The organism is Pseudomonas sp. G1002 (assembly GCF_013385455.1).
In the GTDB taxonomy this organism is placed as follows: domain Bacteria; phylum Pseudomonadota; class Gammaproteobacteria; order Pseudomonadales; family Pseudomonadaceae; genus Aquipseudomonas.
Map to the genome: position 1 here is coordinate 15,140 of NZ_JACAPY010000018.1, position 25,896 is coordinate 41,035.

Annotated in this window: 24 protein-coding genes; 5 read left to right on the forward strand and 19 right to left on the reverse strand. The window is 61.8% G+C overall.

Annotated elements, in window-relative coordinates; translation table 11 throughout:
- Positions 1-93: 93 nt before the first annotated feature.
- The 12 genes from HX801_RS08500 to HX801_RS08555 form a co-directional block, all read right to left on the reverse strand.
- Complete coding sequence (locus tag HX801_RS08500) at positions 94-720, reverse strand: bifunctional 2-polyprenyl-6-hydroxyphenol methylase/3-demethylubiquinol 3-O-methyltransferase UbiG (protein WP_177021017.1); 627 nt, start codon at positions 718-720, stop codon at positions 94-96.
- A 39-nt stretch (positions 721-759) separates the two neighbouring features.
- Positions 760-1,404, reverse strand: coding sequence for a methionine ABC transporter permease (locus HX801_RS08505; protein ID WP_003211840.1), 645 nt, complete (start codon positions 1,402-1,404; stop codon positions 760-762).
- Positions 1,394-2,512 (reverse strand): methionine ABC transporter ATP-binding protein, encoded by a 1,119-nt coding sequence (locus HX801_RS08510; RefSeq protein ID WP_102367883.1) that lies wholly within the window; start codon positions 2,510-2,512, stop codon positions 1,394-1,396. The genes HX801_RS08505 and HX801_RS08510 overlap by 11 nt, the downstream gene beginning before the upstream one ends.
- Complete coding sequence (locus HX801_RS08515) at positions 2,509-3,324, reverse strand: MetQ/NlpA family ABC transporter substrate-binding protein (RefSeq protein WP_003211844.1); 816 nt, start codon at positions 3,322-3,324, stop codon at positions 2,509-2,511. The genes HX801_RS08510 and HX801_RS08515 overlap by 4 nt, the downstream gene beginning before the upstream one ends.
- 143 nt (positions 3,325-3,467) lie before the next feature.
- On the reverse strand, positions 3,468-4,820 hold the full coding sequence (locus HX801_RS08520; protein ID WP_177021885.1) for an LLM class flavin-dependent oxidoreductase: 1,353 nt from the start codon (positions 4,818-4,820) through the stop codon (positions 3,468-3,470).
- Positions 4,820-6,013, reverse strand: a complete 1,194-nt coding sequence (locus HX801_RS08525) for an SfnB family sulfur acquisition oxidoreductase (protein ID WP_003211848.1) — start codon at positions 6,011-6,013, stop codon at positions 4,820-4,822. The genes HX801_RS08520 and HX801_RS08525 overlap by 1 nt, the downstream gene beginning before the upstream one ends.
- Before the next feature lie 25 nt (positions 6,014-6,038).
- Positions 6,039-7,280, reverse strand: coding sequence for an SfnB family sulfur acquisition oxidoreductase (locus HX801_RS08530; RefSeq protein WP_008435817.1), 1,242 nt, complete (start codon positions 7,278-7,280; stop codon positions 6,039-6,041).
- A gap of 184 nt (positions 7,281-7,464) precedes the next feature.
- Entirely contained in the window at positions 7,465-8,250 is a 786-nt protein-coding gene (locus tag HX801_RS08535) for a hypothetical protein (protein WP_177021886.1), read from the reverse strand.
- 337 nt (positions 8,251-8,587) lie between these two features.
- Positions 8,588-9,334 (reverse strand): L-cystine ABC transporter ATP-binding protein TcyN, encoded by a 747-nt coding sequence (gene tcyN / locus HX801_RS08540; protein WP_177021887.1) that lies wholly within the window; start codon positions 9,332-9,334, stop codon positions 8,588-8,590.
- A gap of 3 nt (positions 9,335-9,337) precedes the next feature.
- Positions 9,338-10,003: a cystine ABC transporter permease gene (tcyL, locus tag HX801_RS08545; protein ID WP_003211857.1), complete on the reverse strand. Its 666-nt coding sequence runs from the start codon at positions 10,001-10,003 to the stop codon at positions 9,338-9,340.
- On the reverse strand, positions 10,003-10,797 hold the full coding sequence (tcyJ, locus tag HX801_RS08550) for a cystine ABC transporter substrate-binding protein (protein ID WP_003211859.1): 795 nt from the start codon (positions 10,795-10,797) through the stop codon (positions 10,003-10,005). Before tcyJ ends, tcyL begins: the two co-directional genes overlap by 1 nt.
- Before the next feature lie 231 nt (positions 10,798-11,028).
- Positions 11,029-12,021, reverse strand: a complete 993-nt coding sequence (locus HX801_RS08555) for a D-cysteine desulfhydrase (RefSeq protein ID WP_003211860.1) — start codon at positions 12,019-12,021, stop codon at positions 11,029-11,031.
- Positions 12,022-12,187: 166 nt separating this feature from the next.
- On the opposite strand from HX801_RS08555, the gene epsC reads away from it, so the two are divergent.
- Positions 12,188-13,114 carry a serine O-acetyltransferase EpsC gene (gene epsC, locus HX801_RS08560; protein ID WP_003211862.1) on the forward strand — a complete coding sequence of 309 codons (927 nt, stop codon included), beginning with the start codon at positions 12,188-12,190 and terminating at the stop codon, positions 13,112-13,114.
- Positions 13,115-13,563: 449 nt separating this feature from the next.
- Positions 13,564-15,525, forward strand: coding sequence for a choline transporter BetT (betT, locus tag HX801_RS08565; protein WP_003211865.1), 1,962 nt, complete (start codon positions 13,564-13,566; stop codon positions 15,523-15,525).
- Between the two features lie 3 nt (positions 15,526-15,528).
- Here betT and HX801_RS08570 read toward each other — a convergent pair whose 3' ends face one another.
- Both HX801_RS08570 and HX801_RS08575 read right to left on the reverse strand, forming a co-directional pair.
- Positions 15,529-15,777 (reverse strand): hypothetical protein, encoded by a 249-nt coding sequence (locus HX801_RS08570; RefSeq protein ID WP_177021888.1) that lies wholly within the window; start codon positions 15,775-15,777, stop codon positions 15,529-15,531.
- A gap of 177 nt (positions 15,778-15,954) precedes the next feature.
- Complete coding sequence (locus HX801_RS08575; protein WP_177021889.1) at positions 15,955-16,686, reverse strand: SDR family oxidoreductase; 732 nt, start codon at positions 16,684-16,686, stop codon at positions 15,955-15,957.
- A gap of 119 nt (positions 16,687-16,805) precedes the next feature.
- Between HX801_RS08575 and HX801_RS08580 the strand changes: the two genes are divergently transcribed.
- The 3 genes from HX801_RS08580 to mgrA all read left to right on the forward strand — a co-directional run bounded on the left by HX801_RS08580 (position 16,806) and on the right by mgrA (position 20,333).
- On the forward strand, positions 16,806-17,696 hold the full coding sequence (locus HX801_RS08580) for a LysR family transcriptional regulator (protein WP_008435806.1): 891 nt from the start codon (positions 16,806-16,808) through the stop codon (positions 17,694-17,696).
- Positions 17,697-17,857: 161 nt separating this feature from the next.
- Positions 17,858-19,186, forward strand: coding sequence for an OprD family outer membrane porin (locus HX801_RS08585; protein ID WP_177021926.1), 1,329 nt, complete (start codon positions 17,858-17,860; stop codon positions 19,184-19,186).
- Positions 19,187-19,295: 109 nt separating this feature from the next.
- Positions 19,296-20,333 (forward strand): L-glyceraldehyde 3-phosphate reductase, encoded by a 1,038-nt coding sequence (gene mgrA, locus HX801_RS08590; RefSeq protein WP_003211877.1) that lies wholly within the window; start codon positions 19,296-19,298, stop codon positions 20,331-20,333.
- Between the two features lie 147 nt (positions 20,334-20,480).
- Here mgrA and tauD read toward each other — a convergent pair whose 3' ends face one another.
- The 5 genes from tauD to gshA all read right to left on the reverse strand — a co-directional run bounded on the left by tauD (position 20,481) and on the right by gshA (position 25,777).
- The gene (gene tauD, locus HX801_RS08595) at positions 20,481-21,317 is read right to left on the reverse strand and encodes a taurine dioxygenase (protein ID WP_003213162.1); all 837 of its coding nucleotides are present in this window, start codon (positions 21,315-21,317) and stop codon (positions 20,481-20,483) included.
- 21 nt (positions 21,318-21,338) lie between these two features.
- The gene (gene tauC, locus HX801_RS08600) at positions 21,339-22,175 is read right to left on the reverse strand and encodes a taurine ABC transporter permease TauC (RefSeq protein WP_003213163.1); all 837 of its coding nucleotides are present in this window, start codon (positions 22,173-22,175) and stop codon (positions 21,339-21,341) included.
- Positions 22,172-22,951, reverse strand: coding sequence for a taurine ABC transporter ATP-binding subunit (gene tauB, locus HX801_RS08605; RefSeq protein WP_023659332.1), 780 nt, complete (start codon positions 22,949-22,951; stop codon positions 22,172-22,174). Before tauB ends, tauC begins: the two co-directional genes overlap by 4 nt.
- An 18-nt stretch (positions 22,952-22,969) precedes the next feature.
- Positions 22,970-23,947 (reverse strand): taurine ABC transporter substrate-binding protein, encoded by a 978-nt coding sequence (tauA, locus tag HX801_RS08610; RefSeq protein ID WP_177021890.1) that lies wholly within the window; start codon positions 23,945-23,947, stop codon positions 22,970-22,972.
- Positions 23,948-24,193: 246 nt separating this feature from the next.
- The gene (gene gshA, locus HX801_RS08615) at positions 24,194-25,777 is read right to left on the reverse strand and encodes a glutamate--cysteine ligase (RefSeq protein ID WP_008435798.1); all 1,584 of its coding nucleotides are present in this window, start codon (positions 25,775-25,777) and stop codon (positions 24,194-24,196) included.
- Positions 25,778-25,896 lie beyond the last annotated feature (119 nt).

Here is a 25,896-nt window from a genome sequence, read left to right on the forward strand (position 1 = left end):
TCCTTCGCGAGCAAGCCCGCTCCCACAGGGAAATGCATTCCAAAATGTGGGAGCGGGCTTGCTCGCGAAGGCGTAAGCCCAAACAACAAAGACCTACAGCTTGCGCCACACACTCGCCAGCCACGGCTGTTGTTCCCGAGGCAATCCCGCTGGCCGGTAGTAATGCTCCAGCTCCACAAACCCCGCAGCCGTCAGCAATTCCTGCCACGCCTGCAAGTCGTGATACGAGCCATACCGTGGCCCATTCCAGCCCTCCTGGTTTTCACCCCGAGGGTTTGAGCTGAACAACACCCCACCGACCTTCAACGCCCCATGCAACTGCCCAAGAATGCGCGGCAGTTCCTGCTTGGGAATATGAAACAGCACCGCATTGGCGAAGATCCCGTCGAAACGGCCGGCCGGCAAATCCAGCTTCAGGAAGTCCTGTTGCAGCACTTCACAGCCGCTGTCTTCCCGGGCCATCTGTGCAAAGCGCTCCGAACCATCGAGCCCCACTGCGATGTGGCCCATGCGGGTAAACGTCTGCAAATCCCGCCCCGGCCCGCAGCCGAAGTCCAGCACGGTAAACGGTGCGTCGCCCTGGATATGCCGCAGCAACGCATCAATGTTCTGGCTCACATCGTGATCGCGGGTGCCTTCACGAAAATCCTCGGCCACTTTGTTGTAGTGGCCAAGGGTGGTGGAGGTGATCTGGTCGAGGTCGTCGGGGGCGAGTTTCATGGCAGGTTATACCGGGCGCTGAGATGGCCCGACTATACCTCACCTCTTGTTCAGAACCCTGGCCAACCGATCGCCGCCCAACTGAATCACGGCTACCAGGATCACCAGCAGCACAATCACGGTGAGCATGATCTGCGTGTCAAAACGCTGATAGCCATAGCGATAGGCAATATCCCCCAGCCCACCGGCGCCAATTGCCCCGGCCATGGCCGAGGAGTTGATCATCGTCACCAGGGTAATCGTGAACCCGCCGACAATCCCCGGCAGCGCCTCCGGCAGCAGCACATGCCAGACGATATGCCAGCGCCGGCAACCCATGGCCTGCGCCGCCTCGATCAAGCCGTGATCGACTTCGCGCAAGCTGACTTCGGCGATCCGCGCAAAAAACGGCGTGGCCGCGATGGTCAACGGCACCACCGCCGCCCACACGCCATAGGTGGTGCCGACGATCAACCGGGTGAACGGAATCAGCGCCACCATCAAAATCAAAAACGGGATCGAGCGGAACAGGTTAACGAACGCCCCCAGCACCCGATTCAAGGCAGGCGCCTGATAGATGCCGCCCTTGTCACTGGTCACCAGGAACACCGCCAGCGGAATCCCCACCAGCAATGCAATCAACGACGACACTCCGACCATCAACAGTGTGTCGATGGCGCCCTGCAATAAACGATCAAACCACATAGCCCAGCACCTCCACCTGTTGTGCCCAGCGCCCGGCGCGGCTGCGCAGTTCTTCGGCGGTCAGGGACGAGCCGCTCACCGCCAGCAGCAATTGCCCCAAGGCGTGGCCCTGGATGCGTTCCACACCGCCTTGCAGCAAGCGCACGCGCCCGCCGAGGGCGCTGAACAACGCAGCAAGATCGGGTTCGTCTTCGGCACTGCCAGTCAGTTGCAAGCGCAGCACCACGGCGGCGTCCTTTGAGGTCGGATTGGCCTGCAGGCGGCTTTGCAACTCTTCAGGCAGGCCATGTTGCAGCGGCGCCAGCAGGGTTTTACTGACCTCATGCTGCGGGTTGCCGAACACTTCCCACACCGGACCTTGCTCGACCACATGGCCGTGTTCCAGCACCACCACGCGGTCGCAGATTTCGCGAATTACGGCCATTTCGTGGGTGATCAGCACGATGGTCAGGCCCAGGCGTTTGTTGATCTCCCGCAGCAGGCCGAGGATGGATTGCGTGGTCTCAGGGTCGAGCGCCGAAGTGGCTTCGTCGCACAACAGAATCTGTGGGTCATGCACCAGTGAGCGGGCGATGCCCACCCGCTGTTTCTGCCCGCCGGACAGCTGGGCCGGGTAAGCCTGGTGCTTATCCTGCAAACCGACCAATTCCAGCAGTTCACGCACCTTCTTCTCGCGCTGCTCCTTGGGCACGCCTGCGACTTTCAACGGCAGTTCGACGTTCTGCCACACAGTCTTGGCCGACATCAGGTTGAAGTGCTGGAAGATCATGCCGATGCGTCGGCGCAGGGCGACCAGGCGGTCTTCGTCGAAGTCGCCGATGTCCACCTGGTCAATCAATACCCGGCCGCTGCTCGGTTGTTCCAGGCGGTTGATGGTGCGGATCAGCGACGACTTGCCGGCGCCGCTGCGGCCGATGATGCCGAAGACTTCGCCGCGCTGGATCGCCAGGTCGATGCCTTGCAGGGCGGGCACGGATTGGCCGTCATAGGTCTTGCCCAGGTTAATAAAGCGCACGTGCGCGCGGTTCAGGTCCGGGTGCAGTTCTGTCTGCTCGGCGTCCCTGGGCGGCAAGCCCAGGTCGCGCAGTTGAGAGTGGGCGGCGGTCATTTTTTATCTTCCCAGCCGACTTGGTAGAGCTTGCCAAGGGATTTATCCAACGCGGCGCGCACCACCGGCGAGTGCTGGTAGATGTCGACGAACTTGATCACCCGCGGGTCGGTTTTGCTCTTGGGCTGGACCACGAACTGGATCACGTATTCCGGGTGGTCGAGGCCGTCGAACAGCAGCGCTGACTCGGCATCGAAGGTCTTGGACAGGCGGATATACGCCGGGTAGCCCTGCACCAGGTCGGCGTCGTCATAAGCGCGCACCAGTTGCACGGCCTCCACTTGCAGGATCTTGATCTTCTTCGGGTTGGTGACGATGTCTTCTTCAGTGGCCTTGTAGCCCACGCCTGGCTTGAGCGTGATCAAGCCGGCCTTGGCCAGCAGTTGCAGGCCGCGACCACTGTTGATCGGGTCGTTGGCAATCGCCACGCTGGCGCCCTGGGGCAGGTCGTTGATGCTCTTGTACTTCTTCGAATACAGCCCGACGTTGTTGATGATGCCCGGCGCGTACGGCACCAGGTCAAAGCCTGCAGCGGCCTTGGCGTTTTCCAAAAACGGGATGTGCTGGAAGTAGTTCACGTCGATATCGCCGGCTGCCAGGCTGACGTTGGGTGCGATCCAGTCGGTGAATTCCACCAGTTCGACTTTCAAACCCTGTTTGCCCGCCTCTTCGACGGCGGCTTCCAGGGGAATGGCGAAGGCGGCGGTGGTGCCGACTTTCAAGGGAGCGTCAGCGGCGAATACCGCCGAGCTGAACAATCCGAGGGCGAGCGCCAGTGCTTTGACTGGGTGGCTGAGCAGTGTTTTTTTCATAGTGGATTTCCAGTCATAAGGTGTGAGTGCAAACAACTCGGTCAACTGTGGGAGCGGGCTTGCTCGCGAAAGCGGTGTGTCAGTGAATGCATCCGGCGACTGATACAGCGCTTTCGCGAGCAAGCCCGCTCCCACATTTTGGTTCAGTGGCGGTAGGTGGAGCCGGTGTGTTGTTCAGGCAGGTGCGCCGAGTGGTGGAAGACTTTCTCCCGCAACGTCCCGGTCTCATACGCGGTCTTGTACGAGCCCCGGCGCTGCAGCTCCGGCACCACCAGTTCGATAAAGTCGACGTAGCTTTCCGGGGTGACGATGCGCGTCAGGTTGAAGCCATCCAGGCCGGTTTCGCTGATCCATGATTCAAGTTCATCCGCCACCTGTGCCGGCGAACCCACCAGGGTGATGTAGCGCCCGCCCAGAGCGTGCTGTTCAAGCAACTTGCGCCGGGTCCAGTCATTGTTCTGCAGGTTCTTGGTCGCGGACTGGATGGCGTTGCTCTTCACGTACTGGATCGGTTCGTCGATTTCGTACTGTGAAAAATCAATCGCCGTAGAGGCCGAGAAATGCGCCACGCCGGCTTCCGCACTGGCGTAGCTCAGGTACTCGGCGTGCTTGGCCCACGCAGCTTCTTCGGTGGCGCCGACAATCACGTTCAGGCCCATGAACACCTTGATATCGTCCGGGTTGCGCCCGGCTTCCACGGCGCTGGCGCGCACCTTGTCCACCTGGATCTTGGTCGAGGCCTTGTTCTGCCCGCTGATGAACACGCACTCCGCGTGGCGCCCGGCAAACAGCAGCCCACGGTCGGAGCTGCCCGCCTGGAACAGCACCGGCGTGCGTTGCGGCGACGGCTCGCACAGGTGATAACCCTCCACCTGATAGAACTCGCCCTTGTGCTCGACCTTGTGCACCTTCTCCGGCTGGGCATACACCCGCGCCTGCGGATCGTTGATCACCGCGTCGTTTTCCCAGCTGCCTTCCCAGAGTTTGTAGAGCACCTCCAGGTATTCGTCGGCCTGGTCGTAGCGCCGGTCGTGCTCGACCTGCTCGGTGAGGCCCATGGCCTTGGCGGCGCTGTCGAGGTAGCCGGTGACGATGTTCCAGCCCACCCGGCCACGGCTCAGGTGGTCGAGGGTCGACATGCGCCGGGCGAACAGATACGGCGGTTCGTAGGTGAGGTTGGCGGTCAGGCCGAAGCCAAGGTTTTTGGTCACCGCCGCCATGGCCGAGACCAGCAGCAACGGGTCGTTGACCGGCAGCTGGATCGCTTCCTTGAGCGGCACGTCCACCGAGTTCTGGTAGACGTCATACACGCCGACGATGTCGGCGATGAACAGCCCGTCGAACAGTCCGCGTTCCAGCAACTGCGCCAGTTCGGTCCAGTACTCGATGGTTTTGTACTGGGTCGAGTTGTCCCGTGGATGGGTCCACAGGCCGTGGTTGATGTGCCCGATACAGTTCATGTTGAAGGCATTGAGCAGGATCTTTTTCTTCGTCATCAGATAGTCCCCCGCAGTGGCGGGTTTTCATCGTTGAGGTAGTAATTGCCCACGGCGTGGTACTTCCAGCGCACCGGGTCGTGCAGGGTGTGCACCCGGGCGTTGCGCCAGTGGCGGTCCAGGCCGTGTTCGGCGAGGGTCGCCTGGCTTCCGGCAAGTTCGAACAGGGTGCTGCCGGCCGCCAGGGAAATCTCGGTGCTGAGGGCGCGCACTTCGGCGACCGCGATGGATGCGGCCGCGACGGTGTCGGCATTGCTGTCGGCCTGGGCGCGGTCGAGGAATTCGCCTGAGCGTTCCAGCAGGGCTTCGGTGGCGTGCAGGCGGATGCTCAAGTGGCCGAAGCTTTTCAGGGTCAGCGGATCTTCGGTGGCCTTGTCGCTGGTGGCGTCGATCCACGGCCGGGTCTTGGTGCGCACGAAGTGCAGCGCATCCTCATAGGCAGCGCGGGCAATGCCGGTGTCGATGGCGGCGTGAAGGATCTGCGCCAGCGGGCCGACAGTGGTCGGGCGTTCGAAGGCACTCTGGAACGGGATCACGTCCTGGGCCGCGACCCACACGTTATCGAACACCACCGAACCGCTGCCGGTGGTGCGCTGGCCGAAGCCGCTCCAGTCGTCGATCACGCTCAGGCCCTCGCTGTCACGGGTGACAAAGGCCAGTTGCTGCACACCGTTTTCGTCCACCACGGACGTGGGAATACGTTGGGCGTAGATCGCGCCGGTCGAGTAGAACTTGCGGCCGGTGATACGGAAACCGTCACCGTCGCGGGTGATCTTGGTGATGCGGTCGTGGGCGGTCTTGGTGCCCAGTTCTGCCAGGGCATTGCCGAAGCGCTGGCCGGCGAGCACTTCGGCGTACAGGCGTTTTTGCTGCGCCGGGCTGCCGTTCACCCGCAGCACTTCGAGGGCATAAAAATGGTTCTGCGGGATCTGCCCCAGGGACGCATCCGCCTGGGCAATCAGTGCCGTGACCTTGGCCAGGGTGACGTTGGAAACGCCGGCACCACCGAACTCCTTGGGTACGCTGATGCCCCACAGGCCGGAGCGGGAAAACACGTCCAGTTCAGGCAGGGGCAGGCGGCGTTCACGGTCACGCAAGGCGCTGTCGCGGCGGAAGTCTTCGGCCAGGTCGCTGGCGACAATGAGGGCTTGTTCATCGCTGGTAATAACCGCGACGTGATGAGAAAGGGTCATGCGTATTCTCCAGAGGTCTGGTCGGTTAAATCCAGGAATGTCGGGCAGGTAAAGTGCCGTTCAGGTGATAGGCGCCCACCGCGTGGTACTTCCAGCGCACCGGGTCGTGCAGGGTGTGCACCCGGGCGTTGCGCCAGTGGCGGTCGAGGTTGAATTCGGCGAGGGTCGCGCGGCTGCCGGCCAGCTCGAACAGCTTTTCGCTGGCGAGCAGGGAAATCTCGGTGGTCAGCACCTTGGCTTCGGCTACGGCAATCGAGGCGCGTGCGGCGGACTGCGCGGTGATCGGCGCGGCGCTGACTTGGTCCAGTACCTGGCCGGCCTTGCGCAGCAGGGCTTCAGCGGCGTGCAGTTCGATCTTCAGCTTGCCGATATCGGCGATCACATACAGGTCATCGCTGGCCCGTTCGACCTTGGCGTCGATCCATGGCCGCGAGCGTTCGCGTACAAAGCTGATGGTGTCGTCGATCGCGCCACGGGCGATGCCGGCGTCGATGGCCGCCTGGATCAATTGCGAGACTGCACCCTGGATGCCCGGTGTTTCGCCGAGTCGCCAGGTTTCCACCACCAGTTCGGCGTCCACCGCCACTTGATCCAGCAGCACTGTGCCGCTGGCGGTGGTGCGTTGGCCAAAGCCTGACCAGTCATCGACGATACGCAGGCCTTCGGTGCCACGGCGCACGAACGCCATGACGACTTTGCCGTCATCGTTCAAGGCCTTGACCGCCACCCAATGGGCGAACAGCGCGCCGGTGGAGTAGAACTTCTGGCCACTGACGACGTAGCCGTCACCTTCGGCGGTGATGCGTGACTTGAGGTCCAGGGTGTTTTTGGTACCGCGTTCCGGGCCGCCGTTGCCGATGCGCCAGCCGTCCAGCACGCTCTGGAACAGCTGCTTTTTCTGGCGCTCGCTGGCCGCACCTTGCAGCACGTGCAGGATGCCGAAATGGTTCTGCGGGATTTGCCCCAGCGCCGGGTCGGCCGCGCTGATGATCGCGAACACCTCGGCCAGGGTCACGAAGGACACCTGCGGGCCGCCGTACTCACGGGGAATGGAAATACTGCCCAGGCCGCTGCGGGTGAAGTGTTCGATTTCAGCCCAGGGCAGTTTGCGTTGCTGATCGCGCCTGGCCGCTTGCAGGCGCGCGGCCTGTGCCAGCTCGTGGGCGGCGCTCAGGGCCTCGGCGTCGTTGCGCAGCACTTTGGCGGGCAACAACAGCGGGGCAACGTCCAGATCACTCTGGGGGGGTGTTTGTGCCAAGTTAGACATCAGCGCCGCTCCTTGGCTGCACGCAATGCCCTGGCGTTACGCACCGGGGTAATTTTGACCATACCTACCTCACATCCGTTGAAAAGATAAAAAAATCAGGAATGTCCGGTGGTCCGGTGCATATACCCTAAGCGTGTTAAATTTTTTAATAAACTAACTTTTAGGAATATGCATAGAAGGTCTGTCACCCCGGTTCACAGGGCGAGCCGGGGCGACGGGGTTGGTAGGCCAGCGGGGCCCTGGCGGGGCTGGTCGGGGCCTGGGGAGCGAGCGCGGCGATGCGCAGGATGCGGGCTGGCGCCCAGCTTGAATTGTTGCCGACCCGGTCGAGAATGCAGTAGGTCACTTCGAGGCGATGGTCGTCCCCGGCCTCGACAATGATGGCCGACGGCACCCACACCTGCACCGCCTTGCCCACATCGTCGGCCTGGATGCTCGGCAGGTCCAGGCGCACGTCACCCCAGCGCAGGGTGATCTCGTCATCGGTCGCCATGTTCAGGTACGGCTCGATGGTCAGGGGCACGCCACGGCGGATCTGGCTGCTGTTGACGCCATGGCGACGGATGGTCTCGGGCAGGCTGACGGCGGCCAGGTTCTGGTTTTCATCAAGGCTCAGTGCCGAGGGCATGCCGCCGGGGTAGTCGGTCTTGACCTGCACCCGGGTGATGGCCGAGCGCGCCGGGCCGTGGCCGACCTGCATGACCCGGTAATGAATCCGTGCCGGGCCATTTTGCACAAAGCTCTCCGGCACTCGCAGGCTGGTGGGCATGCCGATCTTGCCGGCGGTGATGCGCCGGGAGGCGGCAAAGCAGTTGTTCCAGAACAACTCGATCAGGTCGCCCTCGTCCATGCCGCAGTAAGGCGCGATATCGACCTGCAGGTTTGTCGCAGCGAGGGCATTGATGCCTTCTCGATGGGCCTGGGGCAAGGTCGGGGCAGTGAGCAGCGCCTGGGTGGAAATACGCTTCATAAATAATCTCCTTGGTGCAGCCAGCAGCAATCGTTCCGGACATCAGGCGCGGGCAGGCGACGTAGTCCGAAAGAAACGATTTAATAAAAAACCAGAATGGATCCAATCCTCTGGGCGTTAGATAAGAGGCTTGGTTAGTTGGCGTCAAGAGGCTGGGCGGGGCAAACAGGGGGTTATGGAATATTCAGAAGGGTCTTACTGGGAGGGCGCTGCAAGTGCGTGCTTCAGGGTGACTTTTACCCAATGAATAAAGGGTGTTTCCCCAAAAACACTAAAGAGGCGAGTTGCCTTTCGGCAACTCTATAAAGCGAAGCTTCTTACAATGAATCGGCGCAAGTTAGTTGTTGATGAACTTGCTGAGAAACTGCCGGGTACGTTCTTCTTTCGGGTTGGCAAACAGCGCCTTGGCTTCGCCTTGTTCAACAATGACGCCCTTGTCGAAGAAGATCACCCGGTTGGCCACATCCCGGGCGAAACTCATTTCGTGGGTCACGATGACCATGGTGCGGTTTTCTTCCGCGAGGCTGCGAATGGTCGCAAGCACTTCGCCTACCAGCTCCGGGTCCAGGGCCGAAGTCGGCTCATCGAACAGGATCACCTCCGGCTCCATCGCCAGGGCCCGGGCAATGGCCACCCGTTGCTGCTGCCCACCGGAGAGGCGGCGTGGGTAGGCGTCTTCCTTGCCTGCCAGGCCGACCCGGGCCAATAGCTTGCGGCCCAGGGCATCTGCGGCGGTCCGGGGCATCTTCTTGACCACGATCGGGCCTTCGATGACGTTCTCCAGGGCCGTGCGGTGCGGGAACAGGTTGAAGTTCTGGAACACAAAACCCACGTGCTGGCGCAGGCGCCGCACCAGGCTTTGCTGTTGGTTGAGCGGGCGGCTGCTGTCGATCTCGATTTCACCGACCTTGATTCGGCCACTGGTGGGTTCTTCGAGGAAATTCAGGCAGCGCAGCAAGGTGGTCTTGCCGGAACCGCTGGGGCCGATGATGGCGACGACTTCGCCTTCCTTGACCTCAAGGTCGATCCCGTTAAGCACCACCTGACCCTTGAATTGTTTGGTCAGTTTTTCAACCACGATCATGCTTCAAGACTCCAGGTCATGCCGGTTGACTCGTGCTTCCAGGCGGTTTTGCACGTGCGCCAGGACGCTGGCAAGAATCCAGTAGATCAAGGCGGCGGACAGATACATGGTGAAAATTTCGAAGGTACGGGCCGAGACCAATTGCGCCTGGCGGAACAGCTCCGGCACCTGGATGGTGGCGGCCAGGGCGGTGTCCTTGACTAGGGAAATAAAGCTGTTGCCCAACGGCGGCAAGGCCGTGCGCATGGCCTGCGGCAGGATGGCCCGGCGCAGGGTCTGCGCACGGGTCATGCCGATACTGGCCGCAGCTTCCCACTGGCCGCGCTCGATGGAACCGATGGCGGCACGCAGGATTTCACAGGCATAAGCAGCCATGTTCAGCGAGAAGCCGATCATGGCTGCCGGGATCGGATCCAGCTCGATGCCCACTTGCGGCAAGCCGTAGTAGATCAGGAACAGCTGTACCAGCAAGGGCGTGCCGCGAAAGAACGACACGTAGACGCGGGCGGTCCAGCTCAACAGCTTGAAGCGCGACAGGCGCATCAAGGCCAGGCCGAAGCCCAGCAGCAAGCCGAAAAACATCCCGCCGAGGCTAAGGATGACCGTGAAGTACGCGCCCTTGAGCAGAAAGGGCGCGGAGTCCAGCGCGAGTTGGAAACCTGCTTCCATTATTGAGTAACGTCAGCGTTGAAGTACTTCTCGGACAGCTTCTTCAAGGTACCGTCGGCGCGCAGTTCGTCCAGAGCCTTGTTCACCGCGGCCAGCAGTTCAGGCTCGCCTTTGCGCAGGGCAATACCGGCTTCCTGACGGGAGAACGCAGCACCTGCAGCGGCGGTGTCCTTGGCTTTCTTGGCGTATTCCAGCGCGGCGAGGCGGTCGATCAGGATGGCGTCGACACGGCCGATGCGCAGGTCCTGGAACTTGGTTGGGTCATCGTTGTAGGTTTTGACGATGGCTTTCGGTTGGTTTTCCTTGAGCCATTGTTCGTAGTTGGTGCCCAGGCCCACACCGATTTTCTTCCCGGCCAGGTCGTCGGCGGTCTTGATGGTGTCGACGTTCTTCGCCAGGGTCAGCGCCTGGATCCCGGAAACGGTGTAAGGCTTGGAGAAGTCATACTTTTCCTTGCGCGCATCGGAGATGGTCACCTGGTTAACGACCGCGTCCAGGCGCTTGGATTCCAGGGCGGCGAGGATGCCATCCCACGGCGTGGCTTGCAGCTTGACCTTGACGCCCAGCTTCTTGGCCAGCGCTTCGGACAACTCGACCTCGAAACCGCTGAGCTTGCCGCTTTCGTCGACGAAGCTGAACGGCGGGTAGGTGCCTTCCAGGCCAATCTTGATTTCGCCGGCTTTCTTGATGTTGTCCAACTGCTCGCCGGCAACTGCCTGACCGAGCCACCCGGCGCCAAGCGCCAGCCCCAATGTGCCAACCAGTAACGTGCGACGGAATACGGAAATAGTCATGAAGAGCCCCTGTGTTTTTTATGTTGAGCGATGCAGGTGACGCGGTAGTCGTATCCTGCCTTAAAAGCGCCGTGTGTGGGAGCCGGGCTTGCCCGCGATTGCATCAACTCGGTGTTTTGGATCTGCCCAGTCATGCGTATCGCCATCAAGCTCGCCTACGGCGCGACTATAAAGCCGGTTTTTAAGACTTGAAAATAATATAAAATCAGTTTGATATTTCTTTATGGAATATCAAAAGCTCGAATCATAAGCAAACAACGCCGGTGCGCCACCCGTGTGCAGGAAGATGATCGGCCCCTCTTCAAAGCGCTGGCGTCCAATGCCATCCAGCAACCCGGCCATGGCCTTGCCCGTGTAGACCGGGTCCAGCAGCAGGCCTTCCTGGCTGGCTACCAGCTTGATCGCCGCCAGCGTGCCGGCACTCGGCTCGCCATAACGGGGGGCGAAGTACTCATCCCACAGGATCACCTTGAACGCGTCCGGCAGCGGCACGCCGAGCAGTTCGGCGGTACGTTCGGCCAGGCCCTGCACCTTGGGGCGCTGGGCTTCGTCGGTACGGGACACCGTGATGCCAATCACTTGCAAGTCGGGCAGCACTTCGGCCAGCGCCAGGGCCAGGCCGCTGTGGGTGCCGGCGCTGCCGGAGGCCAGGACCACGGTGGAGAACGGGATGCCGCTGTCTTCAATCTGCCCGGCCAGTTCCAGCCCGGCGCGCACGTAACCCAGGGCGCCGAGGGCATTCGAGCCGCCGATGGGCACCAGGTACGGCTTCTTGCCGTTGCTGCGCAGGCGGTCGGCGAGGGCGTTGAGCTGGTCGTCGACGTTGTCCAGGTTCTCCACCAACTCGACCTTGGCGTCGAACAGCTCCAGCAACAGGCGGTTGCCGTTGGCCAGGTAGTTGGGGTCTTCGGTGCCCGTCGGGTTTTCCAGCAGGGCAACGCAGCCCAGGCCCAGCTTGGCGGCCAGCGCAGCGGTCTGGCGTACATGGTTGGACTGGATCGCGCCGGCGGTCACCAGGGTGTCGGCACCCTGGGCCAGCGCATCGGCGGCGAGGTATTCGAGTTTGCGCAGCTTGTTGCCGCCCATCGCCAGCGGCGTGGTGTCGTCGCGTTTGACGTAGACGTCACGCCCCAGCCAGGCCGACAGCCGCTCGAGTTTTTCCAGGGCGGTGGCGCCGCCCAGCAGTTCCAGACGGTTAAAGCGGTCGAGCTGTTGTTTGATCATGGCTACGCACGGGTGGTCAGAGATGCTGGGACTATAGGCAGGCACTTTTGTGTCGGCAACCGCCAATCGCTTATGTCGGCGGGTTATTAGCATTGCACTATTGGTTCTTAAGGACGCTCAGGTTCCTTGCCGTAAAGTGATGGGCATTTCGTCAGGAGTGAAGACCGTGAGTGAGCGTTCCAGTCATTGGCAATTACAGACCATCGTCAGCCAGCTGCGCAGCGCCCGGGACCAGTGGCGCACCCGCAACGGCCGGGTCAGCGGCGAGCAGGGCGGGCGCGAGCTGCCTTCACGGGAAGCCGTGGCGCAGATTCTCGAGGCGTTGTGTGGTGCGCTGTTCCCCATGCGTCTGGGGCCGGTGGACCTGCGTGAAGAAAGCGAAGACTTCTACGTCGGCCACACCCTGGATGTGGCGCTGAATGCATTGCTCGCCCAGGCGCGCCTGGAGCTGCGATATGCCGCGCGGCAAGGTGGCCAGGATGACAGTGAAGTCGACGCCCATGCCATCCACCTGATCCAGGATTTCGCCCTGGCGTTGCCAGGCTTGCGCAGCCTGTTGGACACCGACGTGCTCGCCGCCTACCACGGCGACCCGGCGGCGCGCAGCGTGGATGAAGTGCTGTTGTGCTACCCGGGGATCTTGGCGGTGATTCACCATCGCTTGGCGCACCACTTGTATCGGGCAGGCTTGCCGTTGCTGGCGCGCATCAGCGCGGAAATCGCGCATTCGGCGACCGGGATTGATATTCACCCGGGCGCGCAGATCGGCCCGAGCTTCTTTATCGACCACGGGACGGGTGTGGTGATTGGCGAGACGGCGATCATCGGCGAGCGGGTACGGATCTACCAGGCCGTGACATTGGGCGCCAAGCGTTTCCCGGCGGATGAGGATGGGCAATTGCAGAAAGGCCATCCGCGGCATCCGATTGTCGAGGATGATGTGGTGATCTATGCCGGGGCGACGATCCTGGGGCGGATCACGATCGGCAAGGGCTCGACCATTGGCGGCAATGTGTGGCTGACGCGCAGTGTGCCGGCGGGGGCGAACCTGACCCAGGCGAATCTGCAGCATGATGATGGGACGCAGAAATAGAGCAGCGCCCTCTCTAACGATCACACAGATCCAATGTGGGAGCGGGCTTGCTCGCGAATGCGGTGTATCAGTCGACAGAAGTGTTGGCTGACACGCCGCATTCGCGAGCAAGCCCGCTCCCACATTTTGTCTGCATTCCAAATTTGAGGCGCACTACCCAAATTCGAGCCGTATTTCACTCAGCAATCGCTGAACGTTTCGTCATCCCCATACGTCATACCTTTCCTTGAGCTAGTGTAGGAAACACCTACCACTCAGCCCTGCGATTAGTCCTCAAACCCCTATCCATGTTTAACTTGACTGTTCGTTCAAGTTAAATCGGTGGTTCGCTGCCCGCTCACAACAGGAGGCTTACCTTTGCTGAGTCCGTTTTTTACAGCCACATCCCATACCCTTGAGGTGCGCCCTACATGAGTGCATCGTCCACACCTTCCAGCGGTCTGGTCCGCATGAACCCGCCGGTGTTTTACTTCGCCGCGAGCTTCATCCTGCTGTTCGGCCTGACCGTCATCGCGATTCCCGAACAAGCCGGCGCCTGGCTGCTGGCCGCACAAAACTGGGCGGCCAACACGGTCGGCTGGTACTACATGCTGGCGATGACCCTGTATCTGGTCTTCGTGGTGGTCACCGCGTTATCGGGCTACGGCAAGATCAAACTCGGTGCCGACCACGACGAGCCCGAATTCAGTTACCTGTCCTGGGCCGGCATGCTGTTCGCCGCCGGGATCAGCATCACGCTGTTTTTCTTCTGCGTGTCCGAACCCCTGACTCACCTGGTGCAACCGCCCCAGGGCGAGGCCCTGAACGGTGACGCGGCGCGCCAGGCCATGCAGATCCTGTTTCTGCACTGGGGCCTGCATGGCTGGGGCGTGTTCGCCTTCGTCGGCATGGCCCTGGCGTACTTCGCCTACCGGCATAACCTGCCGCTGGCGTTGCGCTCGGCGCTGTATCCGCTGATCGGCAAGCGCATCAACGGCCCCATCGGTTATGCGGTGGACGGCTTCGGCATCATCGCCACGGTGTTCGGCCTCGGCGCCGATATGGGCTTTGGCGTGTTGCACCTCAACTCAGGGCTCGATTACCTGTTCGGCGTGGCCCACACCCAGTGGATCCAGGTCGGCCTCATCACCTTGATGATGGGTGCGGCGATCCTGGTGGCGGTCTCCGGCGTCGACAAGGGCGTGCGGGTGATGTCCGACATCAACATGCTGCTGGCCTGCGCGCTGCTGCTGTTCGTGTTGTTCGCCGGCCCTACCCAGCACTTGCTCAACACCCTGATCCAGAACATCGGCGACTACCTCGGCGCCTTGCCGACCAAGAGTTTCGACCTCTACGCCTACGACAAACCGAGCGACTGGCTGGGCGGCTGGACCGTGTTCTATTGGGCCTGGTGGATCGCATGGTCGCCGTTCGTAGGCCTGTTTATCGCGCGCATTTCCCGCGGTCGTACCATCCGTGAATTCGTGTTCGGCGTGCTGTTGATCCCGCTGGGCTTCACCCTGGCGTGGATGTCGATCTTCGGCAACAGCGCCATCGACCAGGTGCTCAACCACGGCCTCACGGCGCTGGGACAGTCGGCCATTGATGACCCGTCGATGAGCCTCTACCTGCTGCTGGAAACCTACCCGTGGAGCAAGACCGTTATCGCGGTCACGGTGTTTATCAGCTTCGTGTTCTTCGTCACCTCGGCCGACTCCGGCACGGTGGTGCTCTCGACCTTGTCGGCCAAAGGCGGCAACGCCGATGAAGACGGGCCGAAGTGGCTGCGGGTGTTCTGGGGCGCGATGACCGCGTTGGTGACCAGCGCGCTGCTGTTTGCCGGCAGCATCGACTCGCTCAAGTCGGCCGTGGTGCTGACCTCGCTGCCGTTCTCGATGATCCTGCTGCTGATGATGTGGGGGCTGCACAAGGCGTTCTACCTTGAGTCGCAGAAGCAGATTGCGCAGATGCATTCCCTCGCGCCGGTATCGGGCTCACGCAAGGGCACGGGCGGTTGGCGCCAGCGCCTGAGCCAGGCGGTGCATTTCCCGTCACGGGATGAGGTGTACCGTTTCCTCGAGACCACGGTGCGCCCGGCCATCGAAGAAGTGACGGCGGTGTTTGTCGAAAAAGGCCTCAACGTGGTCACCCAGCCTGACCCGGCCAACGACAGCGTCAGCCTGGAGATCGGCCACGGCGAGCAGCACCCGTTTGTGTATCAGGTGCAGATGCGCGGCTATTTCACCCCGTCATTCGCACGGGGCGGCATGGGTTCCAAGCAGCTCAACAACCGCCGCTACTACCGGGCGGAAGTGCACTTGAGCGAGGGCAGTCAGGACTACGATCTGGTGGGCTACACCAAGGAGCAGATCATCAACGACATCCTCGACCAGTACGAACGGCACATGCAGTTCCTGCACCTGGTTCGTTAACGCTCAGGTCCTGATAAACAGGGCCAGTGCCACCAACGGCGCACCGAATACCCCACTGCCGATCACCAGCTCCGAGACCAGGGGCTGGCCGGCAGTGACCACACCTACCGCGCCGTTAACCACCGACACCACCAGCCAGATCCCGACAAAGCTGTAGGCCAGAATGTGCCGGCTGACGCCCAGCTTTTGGCCGATGAACAGCATCAGCGCGAGGAGGATCAGGCCGGCGGTGATGACGAGGGCGGTGTGCATATCTGAAGTCTCCTGATACCCGCTGATTTTCCATGAACACCAAACCTGTGGCGAGGGAGCTTGCTCCCGCTGGGCTGCGCAGCGGCCCCAAAAAAGATGGGAGCGCTGCGCACTCCAGCGGGAGCAAGCTCCCTCGCCACAATATTAGTGCGTCGTAGAGTGAGTGCTGCGTGGCCTTCAGACCAAACCACCATTGGCCCGCAGGATTTGCCCGTTCACCCAACCACCGGCCGGGCTCACCAGGAACGCCACCACGCGGGCGATATCTTCCGGTTGGCCCAGGCGTTCCAGGGGTGCCATCTTGGCCAGGCCCTGGATCTGCTCTTCGCTTTTGCCATGCAGGAACAGTTCGGTCGCCACCGGGCCCGGGGCAACGGCGTTGACGGTGATGCGCCGGCCGCGCATTTCCTTGGCGAACACCTGGGTCAGGGATTCCACCGCCGCCTTGCTGGCGATGTACACCGCATAACCGGGGAAGTTGAGGCCGACGGTGCTGCTGGAGAAATTGACGATGCGCCCGCCGTCGTTCAGGCGGGTGGCGGCTTCACGCAGGGCGTTGAAGGTGCCGCGGGTATGGATGTCGAAGTTCTGGTTGTAGAGCTCATCGCTGTGTTGGGCCAGCGGCAGCACCTTGAGAATCCCGGCGTTGTTGATCAGCACATCAACCTTGCCCAGCTGGGCTTCGGTCTCGTCGAACAGGCGCTTGACGTCGGCGGCGCTGGCCACGTCGCCCTGGATCGCTATGGCTTGGTGGCCGGCCTGGCGCAACTCCACTACCAGCCTTGACGCTTCGGTGGCGCTGTTGGCGTAGTTGATGGCGACGGCATAACCGTCGGCAGCCAGTTGTCTGGCAACCACGGCGCCGATGCCGCGTGAGGCGCCGGTAACGATAGCAACTAGGGTAGTCATGATCTGGTTTCCTTGGGGCAGTGGTTGGGTGTGGAAGCAGATTCACATGTTTACCCAGGCCGATAAATGCGCCAGAGTTGCCTTGACTGTTCAAGAATCGCCAACAATGGAGACGCGCCGTGGACCAGGTCAAAGCGATGAAAGTGTTCGTGAGGATTTACGAACGCAGCAGCTTCACGCTGGCGGCCGATGACCTGAACCTGCCGCGCGCCACCCTGACCCACACCCTCAACCAGTTCGAGGCCTGGCTCGGCACGCGGTTGCTTGAGCGCAGCACCCGCCGCGTCCGCCCCACGCTGGATGGCGAGGCCTATTACCTGCGCTGTGTGCAACTGCTGGCGGAGCTGGAAGAGGCGGAACTGGCCTTCCGCTCGGTGGCCCCCAAGGGCCGCCTGCGGGTGGATTTGCACGGCACACTGGCCAAGTACTTCGTGATCCCGGCGCTGCCGCAATTCATGGCGCGCTACCCGGAAATCGAGCTGTCCATCAGCGAGGCGGACCGCTTCGTCGACCTGATCGCCGAAGGCGTGGATTGTGTGCTGCGGGCGGGCACCCTGGGGGATTCGGCGTTGATCGGTCGCCGGGTTGCGACGCTGCGCCAGGTGACCTGCGCGAGCCCGGCCTACCTGCGCAAATACGGCGAGCCGAAGCGCCTCGCCGACCTGGGCGAGCACCGTGCGGTGAACTATGTTTCACGCACCACCGCGAAGCTGTTCCCCTTCGAATTCATGGTCGACGGCCAGGTGCAGGAAGTGACGATCGAGGGGGCTCTGTCGGTGTTCGGCGCAGAGATTTATGCCGCCAGCGCAGTCGCCGGACTGGGCATTATCCAGTGCCCGCACTACCGCATCGCCGAGCTGATCAACCAGGGCGTTATGCAGGAAATCCTCATTGATACACCACCGCCGCCCATGCCGGTTTCGGTGCTCTACCCGCAAAACCGACACATGTCGCCGAGGGTGCGGGTGTTCGTCGATTGGCTCGCCGAAATCTTCGCCACTGCCCGCTAACCCGCGTCTTTACTGGGTTTCTTAAATTTAATTTCATCCGGGTAAAGGGTGTTTTGACTCCGAACTGTCACATGGCCATCGCCTAATTGTGTGAAGCGTTTGACGCTTTCATTTCAGAACAGTGACGGAGACCGGTACCAATGAAGACGTTATTAAGCCCCATGGTGGGTGCCGCCATGGCGAGCTTTATGCTGTCCGCCCACGCCGATTTTATCGATGACAGCCACGCCGACGTGACCCTGCTCAACCGCTACCTCAATCAGCAGGGGCGCGATGTGGTGAACAGCAATAACAAGGCCCACAGCATCCGTGATTGGGGCCAGGGTTTTGAGTTCAACTTCAAGTCCGGCTACACCGATGGGCCGGTGGGCTTTGGCCTGGACCTGCAGGCGTTCTACGGTTTGAAACTGGACTCCGGCGGCGACCTCAATGACAAGGATCACCAGGGCCGCTACCCCGGCAGCATGTTCCCGCTGGATAACGGCAAGTCGGCCGACCAGTTCGGCGTGCTCAGCCCGACCTTCAAGATGCGCTTCGCCCAGGATGAATTGCGCGTCGGTACGCTGTACGGCAACAACCCGGTGCTGGCCAACACCGACGGCCGCCTGTACCAGCAGACCAACACCGGCGTGCAGTTGGTTTCCAAGGACTTGACCGACTTCATCTTTACCGCCGGTGACATCCTCAAGACCAAGATCCGCAACGAAACCGGCGACCAGGGCATGATCACCGCCGGCGGCACCAAAGAGAGCGATCGCTTCCTCTACGGCGGCGCGGACTACAAAGGTTTGCCGGACACCACCGTCAGCCTGTGGTACTCCAACCTTGAGGATTACTACCAGCAGTTCTTCCTCGGTGCCAAGCGCCATGACGCCTTGCCTGTCGGCGCGATCGACACCGACGTGCGCCTGTACCGCAGCCTGGGTGTGGGTGAAAACGCCGCGGGCGACAAAGACTATTCGGCTGCGGGTCTCTACGGCGATGGCACCTCCAAGGGCCGCATCAACCAGTCCACCGTCAGCCTGTTGGAAAGCTACAGCCTGGACGGCCATACCGTCGGCCTGGGCATCCAGAAAAACAGCGGCGACAGCGACTTCCCGTACCTGGATTCCGGCCTGAACAGCGGTGCCAGCAACCAGGGCCCGGGCTCGGGCGCCGACACCCCGGCACTCACCAACATGCAACTGAACAAATTCCAGCATGCCGGCGAGCGCACCTGGCTGGCGCAGTACAAATATGACTTCGGCAAACTCGGCCTTAACGGCCTGACCTTCGCCACGTCCTACGCACACGGCGATGACATCCGCACCACCCAAGGCACTACGAGCGAATGGGAACGTAACGTCACCGTGGCTTACCAGGTGCCCACCGGCACCCTCAAAGGCCTGGGCGTGACCTGGCGAAATGCCCACGCCAGCCCGGATATCACCGGTGCCACGGTGCAAGATGAAAACCGCTTCTATGTAAGCTACGTCGTTCCACTCTGGTAGGACTTTGCTGTAAAAGGGATAGGCAGACTTAAGCGATTCAGCTGCTTAAAAGGCCCGGGAATATGCTTATTCCCGGGCCTTATTTGCCCCAAGTCCAAGAGAGGATTCGATGACTTACATTGCTGCCGAAAACCGCTATGAATCTATTCCTTACCGCCGCGTAGGTCGCAGCGGACTGGTGCTGCCGGCACTGTCCCTGGGGCTGTGGCACAACTTTGGCGACAGCACCCCGATCGACACCCAGCGCGCCTTGCTGCGCACCGCGTTCGACCTGGGTATCAACCACTTCGACCTGGCCAACAACTACGGCCCTCCATACGGCAGCGCCGAGATCAACTTCGGTCGTTTGCTGCGGGAAGACTTCAAGCATTACCGCGATGAACTGATCATCTCCAGCAAGGCGGGCTGGGACATGTGGCCGGGCCCTTATGGCCAGGGCGGCGGTTCGCGCAAGTACGTCTTGGCGAGCCTCGACCAGAGCCTGCAACGCCTGGGCGTCGACTACGTGGACATCTTCTACTCCCACCGTTTTGATGCCGACACCCCGCTGGAAGAAACCGCCAGCGCACTGGCCACCGCCGTGCAACAGGGCAAGGCGTTGTACATCGGGATCTCGTCCTACTCCGGCGTGAAAACCCGGGAAATTGCGGCGCTGCTCCAGGAGTGGAAAGTCCCGCTGCTGATCCACCAGCCGGCCTACAACCTGCTCAACCGCTGGGTGGAAAAAGACCTGCTGGACGTCACCGAAGAACTCGGTGCCGGGGTGATCGCGTTCACGCCATTGGCCCAGGGCCTGCTGACCGACAAATACCTCAACGGCGTACCGGCGGATGCGCGGGTCAATCGTCCGGGGGGTGGTTCGTTGCAGGCCAAGCACTTGTCCGAGGCCAACATCGCCCACGCCCGCGCGCTGAATGAAATTGCCAAGCGCCGTGGCCAGAGCCTGGCGCAGATGGCGTTGGCGTGGACGTTGCGTGATCCGCGGGTCACCAGCGCCCTGATCGGCGCGAGCCGGCCGGAGCAGATCATTGAAAACGTCGGTGCGTTGCAGAACCTGAGCTTCAGCGCGCAGGAACTGGCGGAGATTGATCGGTTTGCCCAGGAAGGCGGGATTAACCTGTGGGAGAAGCCGTCTACGGCTGAATAAGCGGTAGAGCCCGATTCCGGCATCAACCTCTACCCAATGTGGGAGCGGGCTTGCTCGCGAAAGCGGAGTGTCAGTCACTGGATATGTCGACTGATTCACCGCTTTCGCGAGCAAGCCCGCTCCCACATTTGATTTGTGGTGTGCCTGCTAGAACGGCACATCTCCAAGAATCGTCGCCCGATGCATCACCCGCCGCTGCGGCCGGTAATCATCCACCGCGTAATGCTGGGTCACGCGGTTATCCCAGAACGCCACGTCATTTTCCTGCCAACGCCAGCGAATGGTGAATTCCGGCCGTGTTGCATGGGCAAACAGCAGCTTCAACACCACGTCGCTTTCCGCCGGCTCCAGTTCGTTGATCTTGCTGGTGAACCCCTCGCTGACGAACAGCGACTTACGCCCGCTCACCGGGTGGGTACGAATCACCGGATGAGACAGCGGCGGGTTCTTGCGCCGGGCTTCTTCCCAGCGCGCCAAATCTTCCGGCGTGTTGCCGTAACGCTCCAGCGGGAAGGAGCGGGTGAAGTCATGGGTTGCCGTCAAACCGTCCAACAGCTTCTTGAACGGCTCGGACAACGCCTCATACGCGGCAATCCCGCTGGCCCACAACGTATCGCCACCAAACTCCGGCAGCAGCTTGGCGCTCAGTACCGCACCGAGGGCCGGGGTGGGCAGGAAGGTCACATCGGTGTGCCAGATGGCGTTGTCGCGCACGTCGGTCACGGCGGTGTCGAGGATCAGCACTTCTGGCTGCTCCGGCACGTTGGGGTAGATCGGGTGAATGTGCAGGTCGCCGAAATTCGCCGCGAACCGCGCCTGTTGCTGCGGGTTGATCGGCTGGTTGCGGAAGAACAGTACCGAATGCTTGAGCAGCGCCTGTTCGATGGCGTCGCGGTCTTCAATGTTCAGCGGTTGGGTGATGTCGACGCCACTGATCTGGGCGCCAAGGGCGGTGCTGAGAGGTGTTACGGTCAGGCTGCTCATGGGATTCTCGTCGAAAATTTTTCAGTGTGCCTGGCCATGCCACGGCACCAATTTGCGCTGCAGGGCACGCAAGCCCATTTCCATGGCGAAGGCGATCAGCGCGATCACCAGAATCCCCAGCACCACCACGTCGGTGACCAGGAATTGCGCGGCGGACTGCACCATGAAGCCCAGGCCGCTGGTGGCCGCGATCAATTCTGCGGCTACCAGGGTCGACCAACCCACGCCCAGGCCAATCCGCACGCCGGTGAGGATGTCGGGCAGGGCGCTCGGCAGGATCACATGGCGGATCAGTTGTGCCCGGGTAGCGCCCAACGACTGCGCGGCGCGCAGTTTGGCCGGGTCGACGGTACGTACGCCGGTGGCGGTCGCGATGGCAATCGGCGCAAAAATCGCCAGGTAGATCAGCAGTACTTTGGACAGCTCGCCGATGCCGCACCAGATCACGATCAGCGGCAGGTAGGCCAGTGGTGGAATCGGCCGGTAGAACTCGATCAGCGGGTCGAGAATGCCCCGGGCGATGCGGTTGGAACCGATGGCAATCCCCACCGGCACGGCGGTCAGCACGGCAAAGCCGAGGCCCAGGCCGATGCGCTTGAGGCTCGCGCCCAGGTGCTGCCACAGGGTGGAATCCATATAGCCGGTGGTCGCCAGCAGCCAGCCTTTTTGCAGCACGGCCGAAGGCGGTGGCAGGAACAGCGGCTCGATCAGCCCGCTGGCGGTCACGGCCCACCAGATGGCAACCAGGGTCACCAGGGTCAGCACGCTGATCCAGCGGGTGCTCAGGCTGCGGCGTACGGGCACGACGGGTTTGCTCGCCGGCTTGGTGGCCGTGGCCGGTAATTCGTAACTGCTCATGCGGACACCTGCCGTTGGGAGAACACCTTGCCCAGCACGTGTTCGCGGGTTTCGATAAAGCGCGGGTCGGACTTGATCGCGCGTGCCGACTCACCGGCGGCGTAGCGCTGGCCGAAGTCCAGGCTCAGGCGCTCGACGATCTGGCCGGGGTTGGGCGCCAGCAGAATCAAATCCGTGGCGAGGAACACCGCTTCTTCGATGTCGTGGGTAATCAGGAATACCGGTTTGGCCGTGCGCCGCCAGACTTGCAGCAACAGCTCCTGCATCTGTTCGCGGGTGAAGGCATCGAGGGCGCCGAAGGGTTCGTCCATCAGCAGTACGCGGGGGTCGGCAGCCAATGCACGGGCCAGGCCGACACGTTGCTTCTGGCCACCGGAGAGTTGCCAGATACGACGGCTGTCGAAACCGGCGAGGTCCACCAGGGCGAGCATTTCCCGGGCGCGGATTTCCCGCTGGTCCTTGGGCACGCCTGCCAACTCCAGGCCGAAGCCGACGTTGGCCAGCACGTCCTGCCAGGGCAGCAGGGCGTCGTCCTGGAACACCACGCCGCGTTCGGCGCTCGGTCCTTTTACCGGCACACCGTCAAGGGTGATGCGCCCGGCGCTGGGTTCGACAAAGCCGGCAATCAGGTTCAACAGCGAAGTCTTGCCACTGCCGGAAGGGCCGAGGGCCACCAGCAATTGCTGGGGCCCAAGGCTCAGGGAAATATCTGCCAGTACTGGCTCCGGGCTGCCTGGGTACTGTGCGCTGATGCGCTCCAGTTGTAGCAAGGCCATCGCGGTTAACTCCTGGTATCAGTTAGTGATGAACTTCGGGCTGACGTACGGGGCGTAGTCCGGCAGTACGGCGTCGACCTTGCCTTGTTCCTTGAGGAACGCGGCGGTATCGGTGACAGCCTTGGTGGTCGGTGCGCCGAGCAGGGTGACCTGGTCAGCCGCCAGCGGGTAGACGTTGCCTTGCAGCAGCAGCGGAATGTCGCTGGCCTTGGCCCCGGAGAGCTTCACCAGTTTGTCTACGTTGCCTTTGTCAGCCAGCCAGGCTTGTGGGTCTTTGCGGTAAGCGGCGTAGGCATCCAGGGTGACCTTGGCAAAAGCCGTGACGATTTCCGGGTGCTTCTCGGCGAAATCCTTACGCACGATCCAGGCATCGAAGGTCGGCGCGCCGAACTTGGCCAGTTCGCCGGACGTGATCAGCACCTTGCCGTTTTCCTTGGCTACGCCAAGCGCTGGGTCCCACACGTAGGTGGCGTCGATATCACCACGTTTCCAGGCGGCGATGATGGCCGGCGGGGCGAGGTTGAGGATGGTCACTTTGGACGGGTCGATGTTCCAGTGCTTCAACGCGGCCAGCAGGCTGTAGTGGCCGGTGGAAACGAATGGCACGGCGACTTTCTTGCCGATCAGGTCCTGCGGGCCATTGATCCCGGAACCGTTGCGGGCCACCAGGGCCTCGGCCCCGCCGATCTGGGTGGCGATCAGGAAGGTTTCCACCGGAACCTTGCGGGTCACGGCAGCGGTCAGCGGGCTGGAACCGAGGTAGCCGATCTGCACGTCACCGGAAGCGATGGCGGCGATGATGTCGGCACCGTTGTCGAATTTGCGCCAGTCGATCTTGGCGTTGGTGGCTTTTTCGTAAGCGCCGTCGGCCTGGGCGACTTTCGCCGGGTCAACGGTGGTCTGGTAAGCGATGGTCACGTCGGCGGCCTGGGCAAACAGGCTGGCACCGGCCAGGGACAACGCCGCCAAGAGGCGAAGGGGGAAGTGCAGTTTCAAGGGGGAAGTCCTCATCAGGCGGCCGGAGGTCGGCGTGTGAGAAGACTAAATGATCTAAGAATCCGAAAATAAATAACATTTTCGAATTAGCTTATGAGGAGAAACTCGCGCCCCAGGCTAGAAGGCGCATAGGTCAAATGTGGGAGCGGGCTTGCTCGCGAAAGCGGTGAATCAGTCACCGAATACATCGACTGATACAACGCTTTCGCGAGCAAGCCCGCTCCCACAGGGGTCTGTGTCAGGCTTTTAGTTGCTGATGGCGAGGATGCTCGCCTGGTACGACCCGACAAACACGTCAAAATCACCCACTTCGTTCTGCTCAAGCTCCGCCTGCTGCGCCAGCGAACTGCGCGCCAGCTCTTCAAAGCGTGCCTGTTCCTCTGCCTTCAACGGCTCGCTGCGGAAGTACTCCGCATGCACCTGGCTCTGATGCAGCGAGAACTGCGCAAAGCTCTCTTTACGCTCGCTCATCGCCGCCAGCACCTGGGCCGACGGGGTCAGGGACGAATCCTTGACCTTCGCCAGCTGCGCGTCCAGCGCCTGGCTGTGTTCATTGATGCCCTGGCTCTGGTCCAGCATCGCCGCCAGCGGAGCAATCTGCTCCAGCAGCTCTGCCGCCCATTCCTTCATGTCCACCGATTCGCCACGGCGCTGCAATTGCAAGCCCGGACGGCGGCCTTCCTTGACCACGCTGAGGAAGTTGGAGGTGGCGTTGCCGCACTCATTGTCGGCGAACAGCGGGCTGTCATTCAGCGCGCAATACAGCAGGAACGCATCGAGGAAGCGCGACTCTTGCAAGTCGATGCCCATCGGCAGGAACGGGTTGATGTCCAGGCAACGCACTTCAATGTACTGGATGCCACGGGCCATCAGCGCCTGGATCGGCCGTTCGCCGGTGTAGGTCACGCGCTTGGGCCGGATGTTGGAGTAGTACTCGTTTTCGATCTGCAGGATGTTGGTGTTGAGCTGAACCCACTCACCGTCCTTATGGGTACCGACTTCGACGTACGGTGCGTAGGGCGTTGCCACAGCTTCGCGCAGGCTGTCGGTGTAGCTCGCCAGGTCGTTGTAGCACGGCGTCAGGCCGGCCTGGGCGTTGCTCTGGTAACCCAGGTCGCTCATGCGCAGGCTGGTGGCGTACGGCAGGTACAGGGTGTCGGCGTCCAGCACTTCGAGCTGGTGCGAACGACCGCGCAGGAAACCCGCGTCCAGGGCCGGCGAGGCGCCGAACAGGTACATCAGCAGCCAGCTGTAGCGGCGGAAGTTACGGATCAGCGCGATATAGGCCGTGGACTGGTAATCCCGGTCGGTGCCCACGAAGCCTTCGGCTTCCTTGAGCAACGGCCAGAGGTCTTCCGGCAGGGAAAAGTTGTAGTGGATCCCGGCGATGCACTGCATGGTCTTGCCGTACCGCAGGGCCAGGCCCTTGCGATACACGTACTTGAGCTGTCCGATGTTGGAGGTGCCGTAGTAGGCAATCGGAATATCTTCCTCGGCCGGCAACGGGCACGGCATCGATGGACTCCACAGGTACTCGCTGCCGAGCTTGCTGTAGGCAAAACGGTGGATCTTGTCGAGGCTGCTCAGGGTATCGGCCGGGTTGGGCAACGCCGGCGTGATGAATTCAAGCAGCGACTCGGAATAGTCGGTGGTGATCTGTTCGTGGGTCAGTGCAGCGCCCAGGGCCTCGGGATGCGGCGTTTGTGCCAGTCGGCCTTCACCGGTGACGCGCAGGCATTCGCGCTCGATGCCGTGCAGGCATTGCTCGAGCAAAGAGAGGTGTTCGTGCTTGCCGAGCAGGGCCAGGCGGCGGTTGAGAAGTTCGCTCAAGTTGGATTCCTTCACGCGTCAGTCGCCCCAATATGGGGGTGGTCAGGACGGTCTACAAGGGTGAAGTGGAAACTGGCGTTATCGCCTGGTTTTTGAGCCGGATTGACCCACTCTGAAAG